The following is a 24,252-nucleotide window of genomic DNA, read 5'->3' on the forward strand; positions in this document are numbered from 1 at the left end:
ACAATTATGCCATTAAAAATAGCTGTAAATATTAGTTATAAAAATAGAAAAATTAGTGGTTTCTAAAAAACAATTAAAATAAAAAAGAAGGAAACCAATGGTTTCCTTCTTTTTTGCCGCATTTGCCGCTTTGATGTATGGAGTTTCAAAACCTGCTCCACCAGGTGGGTGTTCGCAAAAGCTCTCATCATATGTCCTAATGACAAATGGCATTAGGCCTGCTGATCCTGCTTTAATATAGAACTCCCTAATTATCGATAAAGGTTGAAACTTCATACGATAACGTACAACGCAGCTTCTATGTTTTTATCATACATGATTAAGGAAAGAAAAGCAAATGGAAAATAAAGTATATTTTCCGATTTCCCTGCCTAATTATGCGCGTGAAACGTAACTTGCTTCAGATGTATTAATGATTAAACGGTCACCTTGGTTAACGAAGAAAGGAACTTGAACCGTTAGCCCTGTTTCCATTACAGCTGGTTTAGTACCACCAGAAGCAGTATCTCCTTTAATACCCGGTTCTGTTTCGGTAACTTCTAATTCAACTGTATTTGGCAGTTCTACCCCTAATGTTTCTGATTGGTACATCATAATATGGACTTCCATATTTTCTTTTAAGAATTTCAATTCATATTCAATAACAGCTTCAGGAAGTTCAATTTGGTCATAAGATTCTACATCCATGAATACATGCTGGTCACCATTTGCGTATAAATATTGCATTTTACGGTTATCAATTTGTGCTTTCGCTACTTTTTCCCCAGCTCTAAAAGTTTTTTCTTGAACAGCACCTGTACGTAAATTCTTTAATTTTGAACGAACAAAAGCTGCACCCTTACCAGGTTTAACGTGTTGGAAATCCAGTACGCGCCAAATTCCTCCGTCTACCTCAATTGTTAAACCTGTTTTAAAATCGTTTACTGATATCATGCAGTAATCCTCCTATAAAATAATCAATTCTTTCGTTGAATGGGTTAAAGCTTCATTATGATCTTCGGTTATAATTGTATCATCTTCAATACGCACTCCACCTAGACCTGGAATATAAATTCCTGGCTCTACTGTTACTACCATACCTGGTTCTAATGGAGCATTATTTCGGAAGGATAGATTCGGTCCTTCATGGACTTCTAACCCTATTCCATGACCTGTTGTATGTCCAAAATACTCTCCATATCCTTTTTCAGTTATGTAATCACGAGTAAGTGCATCTGCTTCGACACCAGTTATACCTGGTTTAATGCCTTCCATACCCTTATGTTGAGCTGTTAAAACAATATCATAGATTTCTTTTAATTTCTCATCTGGGTTACCGACAGCGATTGTTCTCGTAATATCAGATACATATCCATTATAATACGCACCATAGTCTAATGTAATGAAGTCACCAGCTTCAATCACTTTATCGGATGCTACCCCATGCGGCAATGCAGATCTTTTTCCTGATGCAACAATAGTATCAAAGGAAGATGAAGTGGCGCCTAATTTTCTCATAAAAAACTCTAATTCATTCGAAACTTCCAATTCTGTTTTCCCGACCTTGATGAAATCAAGAATATGGGTGAAAGCAGCGTCAGCAATCTTAGCAGCTTCCTTTAATATCTTAATCTCTTCATTTGTCTTAATCAAGCGTAACTTTTCAATTATTCCTGAAACAGGCACTAATTCACCTTTTACTACTGTTTCTAACTCCTTAAACTGAGTAAATGTTGTATAATCTTGTTCGAATGCCAATTTCTTGATTCCTAATTTCTCTGCTTGAGTAGCAACCTCTTGTAGAATCGCTCCTTTATGCTGCACGATTTCAAAGCCAATACACTGATTACCAGCTTGCTCTACATAACGAAAATCTGTAATGAATAACGCTTTTTCCCCACTGATTAAGACTGCTCCAGCGGAACCTGTAAAATTACTTACATAGCGTCTATTATAAGTGCTTGTTATTAAAATGCCATCTGCCCCAACCTCTGTCAGCGCTTCTCTTATTCTCTTTAGTTTCTCCATTAAAATCCTCTCCCTTAGTTTATACATTTCCTAGAGGCTCGTGGTTCAGCCTTCCCAATTCTAGACAAGGTAAAAATCTGAATGATGAAAAAAGTACACTCATGTTAATTATTTTAACATAAATACAGGTAGAATACAGGCGAAATTGTATGTAAACAGAGATTTTAGTTACCCTAACTAGCTGACCAAAAAACACAATCTTAGGAAACTGAAAATTAGAGTCTGTTTACCCCTTTTCAAATATACTATTGGCTTAGTCCCCTTCTCTCCCTGTCATATTCGTAACTGCTTTTTTGTCTTTCCATTTTTTTAACTGAATTTCACTTTCTTCATAAGAGATTGAGGTTCCAACAAAAACTCCATATAAAATATACAAACATACCGACGAAATGATTGTATCTCTTTTTAATTCCAAAAAAGGCGCCATACTTGGAAAAATGGGATTTAAAATAATAAAAACACAAACAAACAAGGCAATACCATACCCCATGCCTATGTAAATGGTTTTAAATTTTCTTAAGATAAGGTAATAGGCAAACGCTGCTCCAGTGGAGAAAAAACCAATGGCAATGAAGCTAATTACCGTTCCCAGCCATCCATATTTCCAGCTTCCAATCGCCCAAGGTTCTAAAATAAAATTAGGGCGTAATTCGGTAAAATTAAAAATATATCCTATGTAACCGATAAGCGTCCAGAATATTCCACCAAACATTCCTGTCCAAATTACTAAAGAAATAAAAGACATTGGCCTGCCTTTTTCATGTGAATCATGTTGATTATCCATCCTATCCACCTCCGAATAATAGTATGTCCCATTCCTTTTCTTTCCTTGCAAAATATCTGATTAACATCATTTAGAAGAAAGTATTATGGAAGAAAAGAATGTCCTGCTAGTGGTTTTTTGAATTTTTTAGTAATATAGTAATAGGGGAATTTACAACCTTCATATTCTTCCCTTTAATAGGAAGCTTGTTGTTTTCACCTAATTTATCCTGAGGTTGGTGTAATTATACATGTCAAGTGAACAAAAACCATTATACGGAGGCCAGGCTGTTGTAGAAGGTGTCATGTTTGGTGGAAAACATCATTATGTCACCGCGATTAGACGAAAAGATCAGTCTGTAGATTACTTTCATCTTCCAAGAACGTATAATGATAAACTTACAAAATTAAAAAAAATCCCGTTTTTAAGAGGGCTTATTGCCATTATTGAATCGAGCGGAAATGGAACAAAACATTTAAATTTTTCAACAGATCGGTTTGATTTAGATCCTTCTGATGATTATAAATTAGAAGAACAAGAACCTTCTAAATTATCGATGATTTTAGGAGTCGCTGTTCTGGGAGTCCTATCCTTTCTATTCGGAAAATTCATTTTCACGCTTATTCCAACTTTTTTAGCAGCTTTATTTATGCCGATTATTTCTGGTCATGTTGCCCAAATATTGTTAGAAAGCTTGTTTAAACTAATTCTTTTACTTGGGTATATTTACTTTGTGTCCCTCACTCCCATTATAAAACGAGTATTTCAGTATCATGGAGCTGAACACAAAGTAATTAATGCATATGAAAATGGGAAAGATTTGACTGTGCAAAATGTGCAAGCAGCTTCTAGATTACATTATCGTTGTGGATCAAGCTTTATCCTTTTCACCGTAATAGTTGGTTTATTCCTTTATCTATTCTTCTATCCAGAAAATCTGTTAGAAAGAGTATTAATCCGAATTGCTTTAATTCCAGTAGTTATCGGGATTTCATTTGAAGTACTTCAAATTACGAATAAATTAAGAGACGTTCCTGTGTTAAAATATCTTGGTTTGCCAGGTCTATGGCTGCAATTATTAACGACAAAAGAACCAAGCGATGATCAAGTAGAAATAGCAATACTTTCCTTTAATGAATTAAAAAGACGCGAGGAAGAAACAGAAGCACAATTATCAAGACAATGATTGAATAAATAGAAGCAATGGGTATTATCTTTTAAAAGGGATTACCCCTTTTTTAATGGTTCATATCATTTCGATGCGAAAAATCTTTTTTCTGAAAACTTTTTCAAGTGAACAATTTACCCCTTTTTGAATAAACTTTTCTTATTAATAGTTTAAAAGTTAGAAAAAATGCTTATCATGCTTTTAGGGAGGTGGCTTTTTTGAAGAACCGATTTTCACTTATCTTATTTGGAAGTATCATTTTCCTTGCTTTCATCGGTCTATCTGTAAATTTAATTAAAAATCCTAGTGGATTTTTTCTAAACATTGTTGTGATGGTCGCTGTTGGTGCCATTATATGGTTCATTTATCGCCATTTCAGTACATCTAGCCCACAAAAAAAAGAGCAAAAAGCTTTTCTAAAAGCTGCAAAGCAATCAAAAAAAAGGCTACAGACAAGGGACAGATCATCTTCTGGACAACAACAATCAACAAAAACCTCTTCCATAAAAGCCAATAAGCATAAAAGAAGTAAGAGTACTGCTCATTTGACTGTTATTGAAGGCAAGAAGAGCAAAAAGAAGAATCGAGCTTCCTTATAAGGGCTCGATTCCTTTTTTAATATTCTTATCATTAGCGATACACCTCATAAGAGAAACAATTTAATAAGCCCATGATTTAAAAAATTTAATGGCACAATCTCTCCCTAGTTGTATGAGCTTCGCTTGATCCTCTTTCGTAAGCGCAAATTCTGTTGCTAAAACACCTTCAGTTGGTACAAATATGATATTTTTCTCATGCTTTCGCGAAATATATCTCGAATCGTGAGCATCTTTCATTGTTTCAAACATGGCTGCGAATAAATCAATGGCATTTGTGATTTTATGTTTTGGATGCTCCTTGATATTATGACTTAACTTTATCCCTAATATCGGTCGTGTTTTTAATACATTTTCTTGATCAAATAACCACATTGGGAAATTACTTAATACACCGCCATCGACAATCACATTTTTATTTGCCTTACTGCCGATTATCACTGGTTCAAAAAAATAAGGAAGACTACAGCTCATTCGAATAGCCTTTGCAATGGAAAATGTCTGAGGATTGATGCCGTATTTCGGTAGATCATCTGGCAGAATCATTAATACGCCATTTGTAATATCTGAAGCGATAAAACGTAATGTTTGAGGAGGAATATCCGCAAAAGTTCTTAATCCTTTTGCAGCTAATTTCTCTTCTATCCATTTTTCTAATTCCTCTCCTTTATATAGACCTAATTTCCAATAGAGAAAGAACCATTTTGCAAGAGGAAAGGGGATAAATAACTTTCTTTCATCCAAAAACATATTCAAATCCAAATCTTCAAGAAGCTGGGCTATCTCTCTGCTTGTATAGCCTGCAGCAATTAGGGCTGCAACAATGGAACCTGCACTAGTTCCTGCTAGTCTAGCAAATTGAAAGCCACGCTGTTCAACTACCTCATAGGCGCCAACTAATGCCAGCCCCTTAATTCCTCCGCCAGAAAATACCCCGTCTATATACATTTAATCACTCCTTTTAAAAGCAGTTAAGGCGAAAGATATAGATGGAATCCCTACACCTCCCTACCTCAAATTTAGTATTACGAAGTGAAAAATAGTACAGAAGACAAGTTAAAAGTTCATGCTTTTATCAGCATCTCTTTAGTTCCACTAAAAATTGCTGTATGCAGTTAGGCATTTGTATCAAGCAAATTAGTGCAGGAACACATAAACTATTTTGAAAGCAGAAAAATCTAGGCACTTTTCCTTGCAAACAAGATAGTAAAAAGAGGTAGTATGTTTAGAGGTTAGGTGTTAAAAGAAGCGAAAAAGAAAAGAGGAGGAATCATTATGCAAAATCACTACATTGATGCAAATGATGTGAGGAGAATTCGCCCTGGCTTTGGTTTTGGAAGACCTGGCTTTGGTTTCGGAAGACCTGGTTTTGGCTTCGGAAGACCTGGCTTTGGCTTTGGAAGACCTGGGTTCGGACTTGGACTGGGATTACTTGGCGGGTTAGCAACAGGCGCGTTACTTGCTCCAGCTCTATATGGAGGATACGGTTATCCACCTTATGGTTATGGGTATCCACCGTACAGTTATGGGTATGGTTATCCACCTTATGGATTTTATTAAAACTAGTTGTTCCCAGTAGTGTATGTATGGTCCTGACAATGTAAATCATAACTAAATCATATAAACATTTGCAAATTTAATGAAAAGAAGAATTAAATATTGCAATCTTGCAATCAAAATACCTAAACAATAATATGTAAATGCCATTACATTATTGTTTAGGTATTTATTCGCGGCCAATATACATACTTCTGAAGTACTTTTACTAAGCTTTCGCTATTTCATATCATGTGATTTCATTTTATCTAATTCTTTTCTTCTTTTTTCGTGCAGATACTTTCTTCCGCCACTCCATTCTGCAAGAAGAAATAAACTTCCTAATAATAGAATAAGGATGTATGCAATAAAACTTTCGATTCGATCTGTTGCCAGCATCCATGTAACAAAGCCAATATAAAGTAAAGGTAAAACTGCTCCCCAGTAAATACTGTTTCTAGTTGAAAAGAAGAACTGAACAGCCAGAATACCAGCAGTAATAAAAACGCCATAAAAATCTATATCCATTATGTCTCATTCCTTTCTTTTTTATATTTTTCAATAATTAATTTTGCATCTTCCACACTTATACGATCATCAATTGACAGGCCTTTGATAAATTTAATAAACTCTTCGTTTTCCACGACATCATTCATTTTGATTTTATCTATTAAACGATCAAGTTTAAGTCTAACTGTTGGATAGGAAACCTCATAGATTTTGGCAATTTCTTTTAATGATCCTGAAGTTAGAATAAACTTCTTGATAAATTCAAGATCTTCAATTTCTAAGGTTAAAATCCAGTTTGGCACATCTTTTATATCCACACAACCTCACTCCTTTCTATTTATCACAAAATTAGTTTAACATATTTTTTAATAAAGTAAAATAAAATATTAATTTTATTAAAAATATTTTATACCTACACTTTAATTTTTATGATAATTTAGTTAAAAATTTTAGAATTTTATTTAAGAATGAAAGAAGTTATTACTTTAAATCAAAAGAATTCCTTTTATGTCTACTTCTTTCTATTACTCTCTCTACCAATAATTAGGGTGCAGTTCACGTATGCGACGAAGCGGCTCGGCGCTCGCCCCATGGAAAGCGAACCCCTGTAGCGGAAATCAATACCCTATTAGAAGAGGTCATAAAAAAAGACCATAGACAAAACCTCAAATTTCAAGGAGTTTGTCTATGGTCTGAGAGGCTGTACATTTCACAGCCTTCTTTTACATGTAAAACAGTTTTGGGATTAATCGTTTCGTTATTAATCACATTTTGCATCCCCTCATCTATCCATCTGAGAAGAATTTGTTTCCCCATCAAATACTGTCACTATAACACCATCTATATTGTTGCCTGATAGCTCATAGTGAAGATTGTCTGGTACATGAATATCCGTAGTTTTTGCGAGCGGATAATAAGAGACATCATATTTTTTCTCATTTAGCGTAATCGAAATGTTTCTTTCTTCTTTTAAATAAGCTAAGTATTCTTCTAAAACTAAATCCTTTTCCGCCATAATTGCACTATGCGGCAATCCAACATAGCGAATGTGCCAAGGTTCATATTGAATTCCAGTAACTTCTGTTTTATCCTTGGGATAACGTAATATAAAGCCATATCTCCAAGCGTTATTCTCTAACCATTTACCTTCAGGTGCTGCCTCCATCTTCATTTGTGTAGACCCTACATCAAGTGATAAACCTAAATTATGTTCGCTATAGCCTGCCGGCAAAGCATAGTCTGCCCCCATCTCATGATACAGAACATTTTGCTCCTCAAAGTCTCGAAAGCCACTACTGATTAGAAAATGATCAACCCCTTCCTTTTTAGCGGCAGCTATCATCTCTGAGAATTTATGGAGTACCTCCTTAGACAATTTAATATCATTATCAAACAGTACAAATCCCTGTGTCCATTCTTTATGCCTGAATAACTCGACAATATCTGACTTTATACTCTCTTGATGAACCGGAAATTCATTATTAATCAAGAGCAAATTTCCTTGAAAGACCATTTCTCTTGAAATCTTTATCTTTCGTAAACCCTCATCGTTAGCGCGATTTTCTAAATATCCACTGTTTTTTTGAATCACTATTTTATCTGAAAGAGGAGATTCTTTATAGACAAAGAAAAAAAACACACCTATTAATAATAACAATAAACATCCCCACTTCTTCATTTTAAAATCCTCCTTATTCTTATAAATAATAGAATAGGGACAACTTTTTAAAAAAAGAGTAGGGTAAAGTTTAAATTTTTCTTAAATTCTTTATAAAATTTCAATTGGAGCATTTTCCTGCGGTAAACGTACTTCAAACACAGTACGTATCAAATTACTTTCAGCTTTTATCTTGCCATTATGCTGCTCCACAATATTCTTTGCAATGAATAAACCAAGGCCTGTGCTGTTTTCTTGCTGAGTTCGTGCTTTATCACCTGTATAAAACATATCAAAAAGAAAAGGGTGTTCTTCAGCCGGAATACTATCTCCATAATTTACAACCTGAACAACTACTACATCTTCTTCAACAAAACCATTAATGTCCACATACTGGCCATCATATCCATATCGAATAGCATTAGTTAAAAGATTTTCAAATACACGAGCTAATAACTCTCCATCTCCCCAAATAAGTAAATTAGGCTTCATGTTTATTCGAGCAATTAAATCATTTTTCTCAAAAATTGGATATAACTCTTCTTTTAATTGAAGAAGTAAATCACTTATATTAATTTCCTTCTTATCAATTGGCAGCATGCCATAGTTCATTCTAGTAATTTCGAATAATTCATCAATCAATCTTTCTAAACGCTGGGATTTAGTATAAGCAATCGTTAAAAAATGCCTTAGTTGTTCTTTAGTCAACTTCTCATTCTTCAGGATTAAGTCTAAATAACCTAAAATAGAAGTTAAGGGAGTACGCAAATCATGAGCCAAATTTACAACTAACTGTTCCTTACTACTTTCTGAAAAGTCGCCTCTTTGTATGGCCTCTTCTAATTTCTCGCTAGCCCGATTAATTGCTTGTCCAATATCTCCAAATTCATCATTTGAGTGGATAATTACTTTATGTTTAAAGTTCCCATGAGAAAGATAATGAATTCCATTGGATATATCCTTGAAATAATTTGAATAAGGCTTTGTGAGTATATAAAAAAACAATAAGGACAGGCAGAAAAATAGTATAAAAAAGAAGGCAAAATCTCCAATACTTTTGATGAATTGACGAAGCAGTACTAGTGAATCACCATATTGAACCATCGTATGATAGTAAAGTTGTAACACTTTATAAATGAAATAAGTGATGATACCTGTCAGAAACATACTGGCAGCAAATAATGCAGTTATTCTAGTACGAAAACTGCGCATAAATTTAGCCATTGAAGGCATACCCCACTCCCCATACAGTTTTGATAATCTTATTTTTCCGCTTATCTTCTCCAAGCTTTTTCCTCAATGTGCGTATATGCACCATCACCGTATTAGCTCCTTCAAAATATGCATCCCCCCATACTTTTTGAAAGATATTTTCAACACTATAAACTTTCTTCGGATGACTAGCTAACAAATGTAAAATATCAAACTCTTTCGGAGTCAGTTCAATCGTTTCTCCATGAAGCAACACAGTACGTTGCTCAAGTGAAATGACTATTTCACCAAATTCCAAGATTGTTTTATTAGTGCTTGCGATTGGATTATTCAGCTTCATAAATCGTCGTAATTGAGCATTCACACGTGCCACTAATTCAATGGGAATAAATGGCTTTGTCATATAATCATCTGCTCCAATCACTAATCCATGGACTTTATCAAAATCAGAAGTCTTTGCACTCAAAAAAATGATAGGCATATTATACTGTTCCCGAATCAGGCGAGTTACTTCATATCCATCCATTATCGGCATCATTATATCTAAAATCACCAAATCAATGGACCGAGTCTGAATAGCTAATATTGCATCTTGGCCATTAAGCACTTTCACACAATTGTAACCTTCTTTTTCTAGATGGATTGCAACCAGATCAGCAATCTCTTCCTCATCATCTGCAATTAAAATCGAAATAGTTTTCATCTGTTTCACTCCTTTAAGAAGTTTCATCGCTTTAATAGCAAAACTCCAAGCTTCAAAAATGTTTAGGAGGAATATCTTTTTCAATATATCCTCTCCGAGTTCTATTCATTACTATAAGCTGTTATACTACTTTTACGCAACTTCTCCTGTCCCTATTTAGTATCACATAAATTCATTCTCAACTTTCAGCTATAAAAAAACCTCTTCATTAATATTAAGAAGAGGTTTTTTGGGGGGATGTTTTCAATTCAGCCATTTTTCTATACCTAATATTTATTAAAGTCCACATTTTAATTGTGTGTTGCAATTCGTACAAGTATTACAGCCACCAATTTCTTCGACGACGCCTTGTCTGCATACAGGACAAGTATCGCCTATCTCTGACCCAATCGTTACGTTTGTTGATTGCAATTCATTTATTGTATCAACAAGTACAACATGTGTTTTTTCCTGTTTTTGTAGTAGTATATCTTCGAATGTATTCTCTTCTGCCTTTAATGTAAGCACTTGACTGTCACGTGAACCATCAACATATACCGTACCACCCTTAGCGCCGCCACGGTATAATCTCTCATATACTTTCTGAACTTGCTCTACACTATAACCTTTTGGCGCATTTACCGTTTTACTAATAGAGCTGTCAATCCATCGTTGAATGATGCATTGTACATCAGCATGAGCCTCAGGTTCCAGATCCATTGCAGCAACGAACCAATTGGGAAGATTATCTGGATCTGCCTCTGGATGTGCATCTAAATATTCTTGAACAATATCTGCTTTTACTTCGATAAATTTTCCAAGTCTCCCGCTGCGGAAGTAAGAGAAGGAAAAGTATGGTTCCAGACCAGTTGATACCCCAACCATTGTACCTGTGCTTCCGGTTGGTGCAACAGTTAGTAAATGGGAATTACGGATACCATATTGAAGAATATTGTCTCTAATATCCTTAGGCATTTTTTTCATGTAGCCAGTATGAATAAAAGCATTGCGTAATCCCGCTTCTCCCTCTTCTGTTTCTGCTTGTAAGAATGGGAAGCTGCCTTTTTCTTTTGCCAAGTCAATCGATGTTCTGTATGCAGTTGTTGCAATCGTTTCAAATACTTTATCTACTAAAACATTTCCTTCTTCACTGCCATATTCTGTTTCACAGTATATGAGTAAATCATGAAGACCCATTACTCCAAGTCCAACACGACGCTCTCCTAGAGCCTGGTCTTTATTTTCTTCCAAGAAGTAAGGTGTGGCATCAATAACATTATCCTGCAATCTTACGCCTACTTCTACTGTTTTCTTAAGCTTCTCAAAATTAACAGTCTTGTTTTCTTTATCTGCCATTTCTGCAAGATTAACAGCAGCAAGGTTACATACACTATATGGTGCCAGCGGCTGCTCACCACATGGGTTTGTCGCGACAACTTTTTGACCGTAGCTAGTTGCGTTTGTCATTTCATTTGCATTATCAATATAGAAGATACCGGGCTCTGCAGAATAAGTTGCACAGATATTAATTAGGTTCCATAATTCCTTTGCCTTCATTTTACGATAAATACGAACTCTATTTCCCTTTCCCTCCCACTCTCTTACATCACCAACTTTATGCCATTCTTCATTATAATGCTGCATTTGCTCCTTATCGTAACTTTCTACATCTGGGAAACGAAGTGCATATTCTTCATCCTTCTCCACCGCTTCCATAAATTCCTTTGTTAAGCAGACAGAAATATTTGCGCCAGTTAAAAATTCTGTCTGATGAACAGAATATGTCCCTCCGATTGAAAGCTTTTCTTCTGCATCCCTGAAAATTTCCTCGTTAAAACCACCTTGGCCAGGGATATTCTTATAATTTAGAATGCCTCGATACATGGCACGCTCTTTGTCCGTTAATGGCGTAAATTTTAATTTATCTTGTGCATATTTTTTAATGGTTTGGTCTTGTGTATTATCGATCAAGAACCGTAAAATGCGAGGATTTTGCATTTTCGAAATAATGAATTCAATAATATCTGGATGCCAGTCAACTAGCATAATCATTTGAGCACCACGACGAGATCCACCTTGCTCTACTAAATGGGTTAATTTTGCAATATCATCCAACCAAGAAACAGAACCTGAAGATTTTCCATTAACTCCTTTTGCTAATGTATTCCGCGGTCTTAATGTAGATCCATTTGTTCCTACACCGCCTCCACGACTCATGATTTCCATAACCTGCTTACGATGCTCGGAAATACCTTCTCTTGAATCTGGAACAAAAGGCATTACATAGCAATTGAAATATGTAACATCCGTTCCTGCACCTGCTCCATATAACACACGACCAGCCGGGATGAAGTTCAAATTAACAAGCTCCTGGTAAAACTTTTCGAACCATTCTTTTCTTTTCTCTTCCGTCTTTTCTACTGACGCTAGACCAGTTGCATTACGCTTAGCGATTTGCTCAAAATATATCTCCAATGGTTTTTCAATAACATCTAAAGAACGAATGACAACTCCTGTTTCTGCTTCTTTTCCTTCCAGCACACCACGATAATCTTCTTCTACTAACACTGTTGCTGTGTTTAAGACATGATCAATTTCTTGAATAAATCCAAGTCCTCTTGCTGGAAACTTAGGGTCCTCTTTAATAGTTAAAACCACAAAATCACCAGCAGTTAATGTAATTTTCTCTGTATCTTTATACGTATAACGATCAAGCATTACTAGTCGAGAAACGCCTTTATGTGTTAGCTTCATATCTGGAGTAATTGGATAGACCTCCGGAAATAAAGCAATATCCTTATTCAGTTTCTCAACATTTAATTTAATACCCCGACTTAACATTGTAGACATACGGACAACTCCTTCACTCATATAAAAATGCTATCTAATTGATGAAAAATTTCTTTTATACTTAAATAAGAAACTCCCATCCATAACCATGGTTAATTGAACCATACATCCCTTTCCAAACAGTTGATATCTATCCTTCTCTCCTTTATAGAAGTTTAAGAGTGGGATAAATCTATCAATAGGTGTCTAGTATTGCAATAACCTTAATCTATCACACCAAAACAGCGAAATCAATATATAGTATATAAACAAACATAAAACATCTATATATTGTGTATGGATAGAGTGTTAACCAATTTGTCAAATGATAAAATAAGTAAATTTTAAAGAAAAGGTAAGAGAAATGAAGAAAACTGGTTATTTAAAAGGATTTTCAACTTCTTTTGCACTTGCAGCATACAAAAAAGCATAAGCCATTGGTATAGAGCGCTTAATCGATTGAGATATTAGCTCAAAATATTTTTACATAAACATTTGTCTACAAAAGAAAAACACGAAATTCCATTAATAAAAGAATTTCGTGTTTAAGGATGTTATCGTCTAAAGTTCCATTCATCTTTTTCATATTTTTCTTTGGCGATTTTTTCAACATATCCTAATTCTTCATCTGTTAGTTGATAGTTTTCTAATTGAATATTTAATCCTACTTCAAAACCTTTTTTAAAGGCCTCTTTCGCCATTTCGATGGTAATATTTCTTGTGGTTAACTCATTAATTGCCACCGCTTTACTCTTAAATGCTTTTTGCATTCTCTCTTTGACACGTTCATTTGGATACTTAAATAAACGGAATAATTTATCCTCATCTAAATCAAGTAAAATGGAACCATGCTGCAAAATTACACCTTGCTGTCTTGTCTGTGCACTTCCGGCAACTTTTCTGCCTTCCACAACTAATTCATACCAACTGGGAGCATCAAAGCATACTGCGGATCTTGGGCTTTTTAAATTATTTCGCTGCTCTTCTGTTTTCGGCACTGCAAAATAAGCATCCAAACCTAAAAAATGAAAACCTTTTAAAATACCTTCCGAAATTACACGATATGCTTCTGTAACTGTTTTAGGCATATTAGGATGTTCTTCTGACACAATAACACTGTATGTTAATTCGTGTTCATGCAGTACACCTCTTCCGCCTGTCGGTCTTCTAACAAATCCAAGTCCCAATTCTTTCACTGCATCTAAATCAATTTCTTTCTCTACCTTCTGAAAATATCCAATAGATAAAGTAGCAGGATTCCAGCCATAAAAACGGATAACCGGCGGAAAAACTCCTTTAGAATGCCATTCTAATAAAGCTTCGTCTAATGCCATATTAAAAGAAGGAGAATGATTGCCTGAATCAATAAATCTCCATGTTTCTTTTACCATGATGAACCCTCTTTTTCTATGTATGATGTATTCCTAAATCCTTACTAAGGATATCAAAATATCAGATTATTTAAAAGTAACTTGCATGAGAAAAGTGATATTCTTTGAAACTTTAGAAGACTCATGTAAGTATTTACTTTACTACTATACCAGTTGATAGATATAATAGAGATAGTGCAAGTAATTGAAAGGAGAAATGAGAATTGACAATGATTTATACTCTTCTCATCATTTTAGTCGCATTCCTTGTATATTCATTAGTGATGTGGCTGTATCAACGCCGAATTGTTAAAACTGTGAGCCAAGATGAATTCCGTCAAGGCTACAGAAAAGCACAATTAATTGATGTACGTGAACCCAACGAATATGAGGCAGGACATGTACTTGGCGCAAGAAATATTCCACTATCACAGCTAAAGATGAGAAAAAGTGAAATCCGTCCTGATAAACCAGTATACCTATACTGTCAAAATGGGATGAGAAGCGGGAGAGCAGCTCAATTTCTATATCGTAAAGGGTACAAAGATTTAACCCAATTAGAAGGCGGATTTAAAAAGTGGACAGGGAAAATTAAAGCAAAAAAATAATAATGCTCTTATAGGAATTATTATATAGAAGAAAGCTGATGCCAATTTACATGGACATCAGCTTTTTTATTACTTAAATATAAATAGCTTCATAGCACTGACGAATTACTTTGTATAGCGCAGAACAGGTTTTCTCGCTGCTAATGTTTCGTCCAAGCGACCGATTACCGTTGTATGTGGAGCCTCCTGAACGATTTCCGGTGTTTCTTCTGCCTCTTTTGCAATTTGAATCATTGCATCGATAAAGCTGTCTAATGTCTCTTTTGACTCGGTCTCAGTCGGCTCGATCATTATACACTCCTCTACATTAAGCGGGAAATAGATAGTAGGTGGATGATAGCCAAAATCCAGCAGCCTTTTGGCTATATCAAGTGTTCTCACACCTAGTTTCTTCTGCCGTCTTCCGCTTAACACAAATTCATGTTTACAATGACGATCAAATGGCAAATCGTAATGTTCAGCCAATCGACGCATCATGTAGTTTGCATTTAATACAGCATTTTCTGTGACCGCTTTTAAGCCATCTGGCCCCATAGAACGGATATACGTGTAAGCACGGACATTAATCCCAAAATTACCATAGAACGGCTTCACTCTGCCAATCGATTGAGGTCTATTGTAATCTAATACAAATTCTTCCCCTACTTTGGTCAATACTGGCTTTGGCAAGAATGGAATCAAATCAGCTTTCACTCCTACCGGTCCTGAACCCGGTCCACCGCCGCCATGCGGTCCTGTAAATGTCTTATGCAAATTTAGATGAACAACATCAAAACCCATATCTCCAGGTCTTGCTTTAGAAAGAACAGCGTTTAGATTGGCGCCATCATAATATAATTTTCCACCGGCATTATGGACTATTTCCGCCATTTCTAGAATATTTTCTTCAAATAGACCTAAAGTATTAGGATTTGTTAACATTAATGCTGCAGTATCCTCTCCTACTACACGTTTTAAATCAACTAGATCAACAAGTCCATGTTCATTTGATTTAACCGTTATTGTTTCTAAGCCAGCAACGGTTGCCGAAGCAGGATTGGTTCCGTGCGCAGAATCGGGAACAATTACCTTTGTACGATGCATATCTCCATTTGCTTCATGGTATGCTCTAATCAACATTAACCCAGTCCACTCGCCATGTGCACCTGCAGCTGGCTGCAAGGTTACTTCATCCATCCCTGTGATTTCAACAAGATGCTGTTGTAAATCATACATTAACTCAAGAGCCCCTTGTACAGATGACGCTTCTTGGAGCGGATGAATATGGGCATACCCATTGAATCTTGCCACATTTTCATTTATTTTCGGATTATATTTCATCGTACACGAACCTAGTGGGTAAAAACCAGAATCCAAGCCATGATTTCGTTTGGACAATGCAGTATAATGACGCATAATATCTAATTCAGAGACCTCTGGTAATTCTGGATTTTCTTCTCTGATATAATCATTTGGCAGTAATTGTGTAAGATCTACTGCCGGAATATCCATTTCTGGCAAACTATAGCCAATTCTGCCTGGTGTACTGCTTTCAAAGATAAGAGGTTGATTTTGATTAGACATGATAATCCTCCATTTCTGCAACGAATTCATCTATTTCTTCTTTTGTACGCAATTCGGTTACTGCAATGAGCATATGATTTTCTAATTGTTTGAAGTCTCTTCCTAAATCATAGCCACCAATTATACCTTTTTCTAATAATGCTCGGTTTACTGCCGAAATAGAGGAATTACATTTAATAATAAACTCATTAAAGGAAGGTCCTTCATACACTATTTCAAATCCAGCTTCCTTTAATTTGGTTTTAGCATAATGGGCTTTCTGTATATTAGCAATCGCCATTTCTTTCACGCCATGTTTTCCAAGTGCAGTCATAGCAACGGAAGCAGCTAATGCATTAAGTGCTTGGTTCGAGCAAATATTAGAAGTTGCCTTGTCACGGCGAATATGTTGTTCTCGCGCCTGCAGTGTTAACACAAAACCTCTTTGACCATTGTCATCTACAGTTTGCCCTACTAAACGCCCAGGCACTTTACGCATTAATTTTGACGTTACAGCAAAATAACCACAGTGTGGACCTCCAAAGCCCATTGGAATTCCAAAAGGCTGCGCATCCCCCACGACAATATCTGCATTAAATTTTCCTGGGGGAGTCAGCGCCCCTAAAGCTAATGGATTACTAGATACAACAAATAATGATTTATGAGCATGAATAATTGCTTCTAAATCCTTAAGCGGCTCTACTCTCCCAAAAAAGTTCGGATATTGGATCATCACAGCTGCAACTGTATCATCTACCATTTCCTCTAATGCTTCTATATCTGTTATTCCCTCATTATGCGGAATCTCGATAACCTCAATATACTGTCCCTTTGCATAGGTTTTCACTACTTCTTTTGCCTCAGGATGGACAGCACTCGAGAGAAGAATTTTCTTCCGTTTCGTCGTACCTGCACTTAACATTCCTGCTTCTGCTAATGCCGTTGCCCCATCGTACATAGAAGAGTTTGCTACGTCCATTCCCGTCAGTTCACATATCATTGTCTGAAATTCGAAAATAGCCTGTAATTCCCCTTGAGAAATTTCTGGTTGATATGGAGTATAGGCTGTATAAAATTCAGATCGTGATAAAACATGATCGACAATAACAGGCGAATAGTGATCATAAACTCCTGCACCTAAAAAAGAAACATTCGCTTTTGCATCAGCATTCTTTTGGGCAAGTTTTGTTAATTCTTTCAATAAAGCTGATTCACTTTTTGCCGGTTTAATCGAATAGTTTCCTTGAAAACGCACTTTTTCTGGTATATCTGAAAATAAATCTTCTACTGAACTTACCCCTATTGCCGCTAACATTTCCTTTTGATCCTGTTCCGTCATCGGTAAATAACGATGCTTCATTCGTTTTTCCCCCAGTCATTAGCCCATTTGATTTATTTGTAGAAAAAAAGCTTAAAAATTATTTTCGTTTATAAAAAGGAATTTTAGTTACTTTTGCCTTTAAATACTTTCCTCTAATTTCGACTTCTACTTCTGTATCTATTGCTGCATAATCACTTTGAATTAATGCAAGACCAATGTTTTTCTTTAAGGTTGGTGATTGTGTACCCGTAGTTACTTCTCCAATACATAATCCGTTTGCATATACCTTATAGCCATGTCTTGGTATTCCTCTATCTACCATTTCGATACCGGCTAACTTTCTAATCGGTCCTTCTTCTTTTTGCTTCATTAAAGCTTCTTTTCCAATAAAGTCTGCTTCTTTATTTACTTTAACCGCAAATCCAATCCCGGCTTCCAATGGAGAGATATCAGCGGATAATTCTTGCCCATACAAGGCAAGTGCTGCTTCAAAGCGCAAAGTATCCCTTGCCCCTAATCCACACGGAAGTACGCCTAACGGCTCTCCTGCTGTCAATATTTCACTCCATAAGTCAATAGCATCTTCACTTTGACAATAAATTTCAAATCCATCTTCACCTGTGTAGCCAGTACGGGATAAAAGAACTTCTTTACCTGCTACATTCACCTTGTTCTGAAAGTGAAAATATTTTATTGAAGCATAATCAATAGAAGGGTTTATTTTTCTTAGCACTTCTTCTGCCAATGGACCTTGCAGTGCTAATTGAGCAAAATCTTGAGATAAATTCGTTAAGAGTACATCCCCACTTGCATGCTTTTGTAACCATTCGAAATCCTTTTCGATATTGGATGCATTTACAACTAATAAATAGTGATGCTCTGCTAGCTTATATGTTAATAAATCATCTACAGTCCCACCATTTTCATAGCACATTGCTGAATATTGAGCAGCACCAATATTGATTTTTCCAATATCATTTGTAAGCATTTTTTGCAGAAATGCTAAACTATCGTTCCCTTTAACTTCGATTTCCCCCATATGGGAAACATCAAATAAGCCTGCTTTTGTACGAACTGCCTCGTGCTCCTGTTTTATGCCAGAAAATTGTACAGGTAAATCCCAGCCTCCGAAATCGATTGTCTTTCCGCCATACTGTTTATACACTTCGTATAACGGTGTTTGCTTTAATAAAGTCAATGAACAGCACTCCATTCCCCTATGTATTAGACATTCTCATTTATTGCATATCATAAAATGGCAGCAAAAAAAGACAGAAACCCCCCTTTTAAAAAAGTAAGGGCTCTGTCCTTGCACCTGAAAGTTTACCGATAATGTCGGCTGTCCCCTTTGGTGGCTTACACATTTACTTGTAAGCACTCTCCAGAGCTGCGTCCAAATAGAGTTCTTTTGCCTGAGAGATTCACAAATAATATTGCTTGCTCCTTCGGCGCTACAAACGTAGTCTCTCCCCTATTTCTCATCCGCGATTCATAAAATTTTCTCCATTGGTCATACTAAATACTACCAGAAATAAAGTTTGTTTATGTAATTAGCAAAATACGATTAATATTTATTTTTTCTCATTTAATGTTCATGTTTTGTCCCAATATAAATAAATTGTGACAAAATTAAAAACTTTTTTACCCTTTTATCCTAACATCCGAATGAAAAGGTGGCAATAAGTTTTTATGTTTACTAGCTTTCTTTTTTTATTTCTCATATACATAACATTTTAGCTTTACCAGAGGAAACATTAGAAAGGATGAATAAACGATGACACTCCAAATCAATTTTGATGATTCGTGGAATGATCAGCTATTAAAGCGAATTTCAGATGATGGTCCATGGGCCAATTGGGAACTATATAAGCTAGCAGTAGAAGTGGAACAACATAATATCATACCAGAATTCGAAGGTCTCCAAGCCCCTAAATACCTATCAGACCTTTCTCCATTGCCTCACCAGCTGGAGGTTGCGAAAAAAGTAATAGAAGATATGAATGGAAAAGCTATTTTGGCAGATGAAGTAGGTCTTGGAAAAACGATTGAAGCAGGATTGATACTAAAAGAATACATGATTCGTGGTTTAGTAAAAAAGGTGCTGATTTTAGTTCCTGCCTCTCTTGTCACACAATGGGCTTATGAGTTAAATAGTAAATTTTATATTCCCGCAATGGTTCAGCGCAAAAGTTATGTTTGGGAGCAATGCGACATTGTCGTGTCTTCTATTGATACAGCAAAAAGACAGCCGCATCGTGATATTATAAACAATCTGGACTATGATTTGGTGATTATTGACGAGGCGCATAAACTCAAAAATAATAAAACAAAAAACTATGAGTTTGTCCAAAATTTAAAAAAGAAATTTTGTTTGCTATTAACAGCTACTCCTATCCAAAATAGAATTAGCGAAATTTTTAATTTAGTATCTTTATTAAAGCCAGGTCATCTAGGAAGCGAATCATCTTTCTATGAAAAATATAAAAAAGATGCTCGCTCCATTGATGATGATGAAAATCTAAAAGCATTGGTCAATAAAGTCATGATTAGAAACAGACGCCATGATACAGGGATTGAATGGACCAAACGAATTGTTGAAGCCGTTCCTATTGAATTTACAAAAGAAGAAAGAGCATTGTATGAAGGACTGGCAGATTTAAAAACTGAAACCAATCTTTCTAGCAACATCGAAAATCCCCGCAGTCCTTTTTCGATGATTACATTACAAAGAGAGGCGTGTTCCAGCAGAGAAGCAGTGTATTATACACTGCAAAACATGGTGAAGAAAGTGGAAAATCCAACACCACAATTCCAACAAAGAATACAAGAACTGGTAAAAAAAGTAGAAGCGGTTCAGCAAAATTCAAAAGCAAACAAGGCACTAGAGCTTATTAAGAAAATTAATGATAAAGTAATCATCTTTACCGAATATAGGGCTACACAACTTTATTTACAATGGTTTTTGAAGCAGCACGGTATTACATCTGTTCCATTTCGCGGTGGATTTAAACGCGGCAAAAAGGATTGGATGCGAGATCTCTTCCAGAATCATGCACAAGTATTAATTGCCACAGAGGCCGGCGGCGAAGGAATCAACCTCCAATTTTGTCATCATATTATAAACTTTGATTTACCATGGAATCCAATGAGATTGGAGCAAAGAATTGGCCGGATTCATCGGCTTGGTCAAAAAGAAGATGTGAAGATTTATAATTTTGCCGTAAAAGACACAGTGGAAGATCATATTTTAAAATTACTTTATGAAAAAATCCATCTTTTTGAAAAAGTTATTGGCGAGCTAGATGATATTTTGACGAAATTGGATTTTGGCAATATGGATGATTATATGATTGATATTTTCTCCCACTCTAAATCAGAAGGAGAAATGAAAATAAAAATGGATAATTTAACAAGCATGATTGAATTCGCACAAAGTATGAAGGAGGATGAGCCGTATGAAGCAGCAGGAAATTCATCAATTTCTTGAACGATTTTTTGTCGCAAATGATTGTGAGATAGTGGAGAATAAACCTGGTTATCTAACTGTCCAATTAACAATTGAAATGGACAAGGAGTTAATGAATCGACCTTTTTATTGGCACTATCTTGAAAAGACTGGCGGCGTTCCGAATCCTGCCAGTCTAACCCTCATTACTGATCCAAAGCTGGCACCAGAGGATTTGAAGGGCGAACTGATCCACTTTGGGTCTCCCCGTCTTCATCAACTTTTTGCTTCTGCAAAAAATTTATCAAAGTATATTCGTTTATATGAAAATAAGATAGCATATGGAAAGCAGCAAACCCCTTTACAACCATGGCTTGCTCTTAATGTGAAAATTTCCTATCAATGTGACAGAAAACGAGACGTATTTCAATCGATTGGACTGCAGCTCATCAATGGCCAAATAGCAACAAATTTCCAGGCAAAAGTGGAGAAAATGAACCTTTCTGCCAAAATTCCTGATTATGCATTTACGCTCTCTCCCTTAATCATGCCGAAAAGTGGGATAACAAGAATTGAGAATATGATAAAACAATCTTTATTAGCAGAAGAGCATTTATGGGCAGAAGAAGCGAAGCAAAGGTGGAAAAAGGATTTAGAATTGCTAGAGCATTTTTATGAGGATATGGAAGAAGAACAAGAAACTTTGGAAACGGAAAGGTTAGCCCTGCAGGAACAATATGAGCCAAAGATTAATATTTCGATTATTAATGGCGGGCTCTTCTATTTGGCTTCAGAAGCTGTTTCGTAAAGATCAGCTTTATTAAAAAAGGAGTAAATTGCTGTCATAAGCAGCATCTACTCCTTTCCAAACCTATCTCTTTACATTTCTACGCTTGCAACTGAATAAAATTAAATAAGGTAAAATCCCAAACCACCTCAGCATGAAAGGTTCTTTCAGTCCTTTTCTTTCCGCTCTTAATTTTTTTCTTTCTTCTTTGGGCTGATCCATGTACTGGACAAATGTTTGGGTTAAATACTTCACATAATCATTGGTATTCATCTAATCACCTACTCTAGCATTTGTACTAGGATAGCCCTATCGTTTGTTTTTTATTCATTCAACCCATTTCGTCATTTTATTCTGCTCTATATCAAAGTAACTTATCGCATAAATCGGCTTTACCCCACCTTGCATCTTTAATTGATAATCGATTTTAAAAGTAGTACGCGAATTTTTTTCAATTGTATAAAAGACATTACCATGTAAAAAATTCTTTGTACCTGAAAGGTCAGGATTCTCTTTTGTTGAAAGGTCTAGCTCGATTTCTTTTAAGGAAGACAAAAAATAATATTCTTGAATATTGCTATTTTTGACTCCTGAATCTATCCCCTTCTTATTTACATAAATTCCATATAGTATAAATAAAAAATGGATAAAAAGGATATATACACATAAAGATAATGGGTAAATAAATCCTTTATTGTTCTTAATCAATTCCCATCACTCCAAAAAGGTAAGATAAGATCTTATACTAGTCTCTTTTGCCATACCAAATCGGTCAACTACCTTAACCCGAAATCCGTTCTTCTGCATAATAAATTCTACCTTGTTAATGGCTTGTAATGCTACCTCATGCCCTGTTGAATCTACTCGCCTTCTAACACTGCTTCCATATTTTTCATAAGTAACAACCCTGCCATCCACATAGAGTACCAATTTATTGTTTGAAACAGAAATTCCTTGTGACATTTTTGTTTCTTTTTTTAATTCAAGAATGAACACTTCCCACTCCATTTCTTGTAATTCTTTTTCCGAAAACTGCTTGTCAAGCATAAGTCGCAAAGGAGTTAACAGGAGAGTAAGAATAATCGTGAAAATAAAAAAGGAAAGAAGCATTTCTGCCAACACATAGCCCTTATTATTATTATGAAGTATTAATTTGTTCATTCTTTCCACACTTCACAGATTTTTTTGTTTTTCTGAAATACATCCTTATATTGCAAACAGACAATACTATCTTTTTCCCAGACAATCGAGTAGCTTGTTCCTTCTTTTTCAATCGTCGTATTCCCTCTCTCCACTTCCTCTAATTTAAGCTCTATTAAATGGTTATAAAACAATTCATTTACTAGCCTGCTATCCGCGGAATCTTCTAGCTGTTTTAACACATGGATATAAACCGGCATCCATGTTAGCGCTATTAAGAGCCATATCGTAAAGGACAATAGATAATCCGGCAGCATAAAGCCTTTACAATTTAGTCGCATAAAATCGTCCTTTCCCTATTAAAACGGTTAATTTATAGGGTTGTTTACCAATTCTAAATTCATATGTGCCAAATTTCGAAAAATTACCATTCGAATTAATGTTAAAAGAAAGTGTCGCGTTAGTAGAAAATATAACATCATCTGCATAATAACGTTCCACAATATTCCCAGTATCAGCATCAGCACGCATGTAGTAATAATGTAAAGTTGGATATATCCTCACTTGAATGGGGATTTGATTTTCTAGCGCAAACGCTTGGGCATAATAAAGATCACCTTCCAATTGCGCTAAGAAGTGAGTTTCTTTAAGAGAAGTTTGTTGGGAAGTAACAAGGAATATGGATAGAGAGGAAAGAACAACTAGTAAAGACATGGCAACAAGCATTTCCATTAACGTAAAGCCTCTTTGATTATTTATCATGGATTTTCTGAACCTGATGTTGTAATTACTCCATTTTTAATATTTAACTCCTTGCCATTGGGACATTTTTTTTGGTCTGCTGTTATATAATTTTCCTCTTCTAGTTTAGCAAGATTCTCTGGATATGCTTTATGCTCTATATAGTAAGATTGAACCTCTGCTTGTACCATCTTTGTTAATGCTTCACACCCAGTATTATTGATTTTGGAATTATGCTTGGTTATATTGGGAATGGTGATAATCAATAATATGGAAATAACTACCAAAACAATCATCATTTCAATTAGGGTAAATCCTTGCTCATTCTTCATTTTTTT

26 protein-coding genes, 1 other RNA gene and 2 riboswitches are annotated in these 24,252 nt (G+C 35.5%); of the genes, 6 read left to right on the forward strand and 21 right to left on the reverse strand.

Going from position 1 to position 24,252, the window contains the following annotated elements; genetic code table 11:
* Positions 1–109: 109 nt before the first annotated feature.
* From ssrS to BCI01S_RS09905, 4 genes are all read right to left on the reverse strand, one after another.
* Positions 110–301, reverse strand: a non-coding RNA gene (gene ssrS, locus BCI01S_RS09890) — 6S RNA.
* A gap of 74 nt (positions 302–375) precedes the next feature.
* Positions 376–933 carry an elongation factor P gene (efp, locus tag BCI01S_RS09895; protein WP_047941155.1) on the reverse strand — a complete coding sequence of 186 codons (558 nt, stop codon included), beginning with the start codon at positions 931–933 and terminating at the stop codon, positions 376–378.
* Positions 934–945: 12 nt separating this feature from the next.
* Positions 946–2,007 carry a M24 family metallopeptidase gene (locus BCI01S_RS09900; RefSeq protein WP_061798480.1) on the reverse strand — a complete coding sequence of 354 codons (1,062 nt, stop codon included), beginning with the start codon at positions 2,005–2,007 and terminating at the stop codon, positions 946–948.
* Between the two features lie 253 nt (positions 2,008–2,260).
* On the reverse strand, positions 2,261–2,791 hold the full coding sequence (locus BCI01S_RS09905) for a YqhR family membrane protein (protein WP_047941157.1): 531 nt from the start codon (positions 2,789–2,791) through the stop codon (positions 2,261–2,263).
* Between the two features lie 229 nt (positions 2,792–3,020).
* Here BCI01S_RS09905 and BCI01S_RS09910 point away from each other — a divergent pair, with 229 nt between their 5' ends.
* Entirely contained in the window at positions 3,021–3,956 is a 936-nt protein-coding gene (locus BCI01S_RS09910) for a DUF1385 domain-containing protein (protein ID WP_061798482.1), read from the forward strand.
* A 191-nt stretch (positions 3,957–4,147) separates the two neighbouring features.
* A complete protein-coding gene (locus BCI01S_RS09915; RefSeq protein ID WP_235844478.1) occupies positions 4,148–4,537 on the forward strand; it encodes an SA1362 family protein in 390 nt (129 codons plus the stop codon).
* 60 nt (positions 4,538–4,597) lie between these two features.
* Here BCI01S_RS09915 and BCI01S_RS09920 read toward each other — a convergent pair whose 3' ends face one another.
* A complete protein-coding gene (locus tag BCI01S_RS09920) occupies positions 4,598–5,482 on the reverse strand; it encodes a patatin-like phospholipase family protein (protein ID WP_061798487.1) in 885 nt (294 codons plus the stop codon).
* A 327-nt stretch (positions 5,483–5,809) separates the two neighbouring features.
* Here BCI01S_RS09920 and ymaG point away from each other — a divergent pair, with 327 nt between their 5' ends.
* Complete coding sequence (ymaG, locus tag BCI01S_RS09925; RefSeq protein WP_047941162.1) at positions 5,810–6,094, forward strand: inner spore coat protein YmaG; 285 nt, start codon at positions 5,810–5,812, stop codon at positions 6,092–6,094.
* A 216-nt stretch (positions 6,095–6,310) separates the two neighbouring features.
* Here the strand turns inward: ymaG and BCI01S_RS09930 are convergent, their stop codons facing one another.
* The 7 genes from BCI01S_RS09930 to lipM form a co-directional block, all read right to left on the reverse strand.
* On the reverse strand, positions 6,311–6,598 hold the full coding sequence (locus BCI01S_RS09930) for a hypothetical protein (RefSeq protein WP_047941163.1): 288 nt from the start codon (positions 6,596–6,598) through the stop codon (positions 6,311–6,313).
* Positions 6,598–6,897, reverse strand: coding sequence for a DUF2089 family protein (locus tag BCI01S_RS09935; protein ID WP_061798489.1), 300 nt, complete (start codon positions 6,895–6,897; stop codon positions 6,598–6,600). The genes BCI01S_RS09930 and BCI01S_RS09935 overlap by 1 nt, the downstream gene beginning before the upstream one ends.
* A 464-nt stretch (positions 6,898–7,361) precedes the next feature.
* A complete protein-coding gene (gene vanY / locus BCI01S_RS09940) occupies positions 7,362–8,258 on the reverse strand; it encodes a VanY-A/VanY-F/VanY-M family D-Ala-D-Ala carboxypeptidase (protein ID WP_047941165.1) in 897 nt (298 codons plus the stop codon).
* Positions 8,259–8,348: 90 nt separating this feature from the next.
* On the reverse strand, positions 8,349–9,461 hold the full coding sequence (locus BCI01S_RS09945; protein WP_061798650.1) for a HAMP domain-containing sensor histidine kinase: 1,113 nt from the start codon (positions 9,459–9,461) through the stop codon (positions 8,349–8,351).
* Entirely contained in the window at positions 9,454–10,152 is a 699-nt protein-coding gene (locus BCI01S_RS09950) for a response regulator transcription factor (RefSeq protein ID WP_061798648.1), read from the reverse strand. Before BCI01S_RS09950 ends, BCI01S_RS09945 begins: the two co-directional genes overlap by 8 nt.
* 276 nt (positions 10,153–10,428) lie before the next feature.
* Positions 10,429–12,981: a vitamin B12-dependent ribonucleotide reductase gene (locus BCI01S_RS09955; protein WP_061798492.1), complete on the reverse strand. Its 2,553-nt coding sequence runs from the start codon at positions 12,979–12,981 to the stop codon at positions 10,429–10,431.
* A 533-nt stretch (positions 12,982–13,514) separates the two neighbouring features.
* Positions 13,515–14,351 carry a lipoate--protein ligase family protein gene (gene lipM / locus BCI01S_RS09960; RefSeq protein ID WP_061798495.1) on the reverse strand — a complete coding sequence of 279 codons (837 nt, stop codon included), beginning with the start codon at positions 14,349–14,351 and terminating at the stop codon, positions 13,515–13,517.
* Between the two features lie 209 nt (positions 14,352–14,560).
* Between lipM and BCI01S_RS09965 the strand changes: the two genes are divergently transcribed.
* The gene (locus tag BCI01S_RS09965; protein ID WP_047941360.1) at positions 14,561–14,938 is read left to right on the forward strand and encodes a rhodanese-like domain-containing protein; all 378 of its coding nucleotides are present in this window, start codon (positions 14,561–14,563) and stop codon (positions 14,936–14,938) included.
* Positions 14,939–15,043: 105 nt separating this feature from the next.
* Here BCI01S_RS09965 and gcvPB read toward each other — a convergent pair whose 3' ends face one another.
* From gcvPB to gcvT, 3 genes are read right to left on the reverse strand one after another with little or no spacing between them, the layout of a single operon-like run.
* The gene (gene gcvPB, locus BCI01S_RS09970; RefSeq protein ID WP_047941169.1) at positions 15,044–16,501 is read right to left on the reverse strand and encodes an aminomethyl-transferring glycine dehydrogenase subunit GcvPB; all 1,458 of its coding nucleotides are present in this window, start codon (positions 16,499–16,501) and stop codon (positions 15,044–15,046) included.
* Positions 16,494–17,840 carry an aminomethyl-transferring glycine dehydrogenase subunit GcvPA gene (gcvPA, locus tag BCI01S_RS09975; RefSeq protein ID WP_047941170.1) on the reverse strand — a complete coding sequence of 449 codons (1,347 nt, stop codon included), beginning with the start codon at positions 17,838–17,840 and terminating at the stop codon, positions 16,494–16,496. Before gcvPA ends, gcvPB begins: the two co-directional genes overlap by 8 nt.
* A 58-nt stretch (positions 17,841–17,898) precedes the next feature.
* Positions 17,899–18,999, reverse strand: coding sequence for a glycine cleavage system aminomethyltransferase GcvT (gene gcvT, locus BCI01S_RS09980; protein ID WP_061798497.1), 1,101 nt, complete (start codon positions 18,997–18,999; stop codon positions 17,899–17,901).
* A 102-nt stretch (positions 19,000–19,101) separates the two neighbouring features.
* A riboswitch (glycine riboswitch) is annotated at positions 19,102–19,189 on the reverse strand.
* A 2-nt stretch (positions 19,190–19,191) separates the two neighbouring features.
* Positions 19,192–19,283: riboswitch (glycine riboswitch) on the reverse strand.
* 292 nt (positions 19,284–19,575) lie between these two features.
* Here gcvT and BCI01S_RS09985 point away from each other — a divergent pair.
* Entirely contained in the window at positions 19,576–21,288 is a 1,713-nt protein-coding gene (locus BCI01S_RS09985; protein ID WP_061798499.1) for a DEAD/DEAH box helicase, read from the forward strand.
* Positions 21,257–22,054 carry a YqhG family protein gene (locus tag BCI01S_RS09990; protein WP_061798501.1) on the forward strand — a complete coding sequence of 266 codons (798 nt, stop codon included), beginning with the start codon at positions 21,257–21,259 and terminating at the stop codon, positions 22,052–22,054. The genes BCI01S_RS09985 and BCI01S_RS09990 overlap by 32 nt, the downstream gene beginning before the upstream one ends.
* Before the next feature lie 63 nt (positions 22,055–22,117).
* Here BCI01S_RS09990 and BCI01S_RS09995 read toward each other — a convergent pair whose 3' ends face one another.
* Genes BCI01S_RS09995 through comGC form a run of 6 tightly spaced genes read right to left on the reverse strand, consistent with a single transcriptional unit; the run spans position 22,118 to position 24,246 of the window.
* On the reverse strand, positions 22,118–22,306 hold the full coding sequence (locus BCI01S_RS09995) for a YqzE family protein (RefSeq protein ID WP_061798507.1): 189 nt from the start codon (positions 22,304–22,306) through the stop codon (positions 22,118–22,120).
* Between the two features lie 54 nt (positions 22,307–22,360).
* Positions 22,361–22,741 (reverse strand): competence type IV pilus minor pilin ComGG, encoded by a 381-nt coding sequence (gene comGG / locus BCI01S_RS10000; RefSeq protein ID WP_061798510.1) that lies wholly within the window; start codon positions 22,739–22,741, stop codon positions 22,361–22,363.
* Between the two features lie 6 nt (positions 22,742–22,747).
* Entirely contained in the window at positions 22,748–23,194 is a 447-nt protein-coding gene (gene comGF, locus BCI01S_RS10005) for a competence type IV pilus minor pilin ComGF (RefSeq protein ID WP_235844479.1), read from the reverse strand.
* Positions 23,191–23,514, reverse strand: coding sequence for a hypothetical protein (locus BCI01S_RS10010; protein ID WP_047941177.1), 324 nt, complete (start codon positions 23,512–23,514; stop codon positions 23,191–23,193). The genes comGF and BCI01S_RS10010 overlap by 4 nt, the downstream gene beginning before the upstream one ends.
* The gene (comGD, locus tag BCI01S_RS10015; protein ID WP_082138260.1) at positions 23,498–23,935 is read right to left on the reverse strand and encodes a competence type IV pilus minor pilin ComGD; all 438 of its coding nucleotides are present in this window, start codon (positions 23,933–23,935) and stop codon (positions 23,498–23,500) included. The genes BCI01S_RS10010 and comGD overlap by 17 nt, the downstream gene beginning before the upstream one ends.
* Positions 23,932–24,246, reverse strand: a complete 315-nt coding sequence (gene comGC / locus BCI01S_RS10020) for a competence type IV pilus major pilin ComGC (RefSeq protein WP_047941179.1) — start codon at positions 24,244–24,246, stop codon at positions 23,932–23,934. Before comGC ends, comGD begins: the two co-directional genes overlap by 4 nt.
* Between the last annotated feature and the right edge of the window lie 6 nt (positions 24,247–24,252).

The organism is Niallia circulans NBRC 13626 (assembly GCF_001591585.1).
GTDB classification, from domain to species: domain Bacteria; phylum Bacillota; class Bacilli; order Bacillales; family Cytobacillaceae; genus Niallia; species Niallia circulans.

Coding starts and splice junctions, on each gene's coding strand:
- efp (WP_047941155.1), bottom strand. CDS start 933: ATGATATCAGTAAACGATTTTAAAACAGGTTTAACAATTGAGGTAGAC.
- BCI01S_RS09900 (WP_061798480.1), bottom strand. CDS start 2,007: ATGGAGAAACTAAAGAGAATAAGAGAAGCGCTGACAGAGGTTGGGGCA.
- BCI01S_RS09905 (WP_047941157.1), bottom strand. CDS start 2,791: ATGGATAATCAACATGATTCACATGAAAAAGGCAGGCCAATGTCTTTT.
- BCI01S_RS09910 (WP_061798482.1), top strand. CDS start 3,021: ATGTCAAGTGAACAAAAACCATTATACGGAGGCCAGGCTGTTGTAGAA.
- BCI01S_RS09920 (WP_061798487.1), bottom strand. CDS start 5,482: ATGTATATAGACGGGGTATTTTCTGGCGGAGGAATTAAGGGGCTGGCA.
- ymaG (WP_047941162.1), top strand. CDS start 5,810: ATGCAAAATCACTACATTGATGCAAATGATGTGAGGAGAATTCGCCCT.
- BCI01S_RS09930 (WP_047941163.1), bottom strand. CDS start 6,598: ATGGATATAGATTTTTATGGCGTTTTTATTACTGCTGGTATTCTGGCT.
- vanY (WP_047941165.1), bottom strand. CDS start 8,258: ATGAAGAAGTGGGGATGTTTATTGTTATTATTAATAGGTGTGTTTTTT.
- BCI01S_RS09945 (WP_061798650.1), bottom strand. CDS start 9,461: ATGGCTAAATTTATGCGCAGTTTTCGTACTAGAATAACTGCATTATTT.
- BCI01S_RS09950 (WP_061798648.1), bottom strand. CDS start 10,152: ATGAAAACTATTTCGATTTTAATTGCAGATGATGAGGAAGAGATTGCT.
- BCI01S_RS09955 (WP_061798492.1), bottom strand. CDS start 12,981: ATGTCTACAATGTTAAGTCGGGGTATTAAATTAAATGTTGAGAAACTG.
- lipM (WP_061798495.1), bottom strand. CDS start 14,351: ATGGTAAAAGAAACATGGAGATTTATTGATTCAGGCAATCATTCTCCT.
- BCI01S_RS09965 (WP_047941360.1), top strand. CDS start 14,561: ATGATTTATACTCTTCTCATCATTTTAGTCGCATTCCTTGTATATTCA.
- gcvPB (WP_047941169.1), bottom strand. CDS start 16,501: ATGTCTAATCAAAATCAACCTCTTATCTTTGAAAGCAGTACACCAGGC.
- gcvPA (WP_047941170.1), bottom strand. CDS start 17,840: ATGAAGCATCGTTATTTACCGATGACGGAACAGGATCAAAAGGAAATG.
- BCI01S_RS09985 (WP_061798499.1), top strand. CDS start 19,576: ATGACACTCCAAATCAATTTTGATGATTCGTGGAATGATCAGCTATTA.
- BCI01S_RS09990 (WP_061798501.1), top strand. CDS start 21,257: ATGAAGCAGCAGGAAATTCATCAATTTCTTGAACGATTTTTTGTCGCA.
- BCI01S_RS09995 (WP_061798507.1), bottom strand. CDS start 22,306: ATGAATACCAATGATTATGTGAAGTATTTAACCCAAACATTTGTCCAG.
- comGF (WP_235844479.1), bottom strand. CDS start 23,194: ATGAACAAATTAATACTTCATAATAATAATAAGGGCTATGTGTTGGCA.
- BCI01S_RS10010 (WP_047941177.1), bottom strand. CDS start 23,514: ATGCGACTAAATTGTAAAGGCTTTATGCTGCCGGATTATCTATTGTCC.
- comGD (WP_082138260.1), bottom strand. CDS start 23,935: ATGATAAATAATCAAAGAGGCTTTACGTTAATGGAAATGCTTGTTGCC.
- comGC (WP_047941179.1), bottom strand. CDS start 24,246: ATGAAGAATGAGCAAGGATTTACCCTAATTGAAATGATGATTGTTTTG.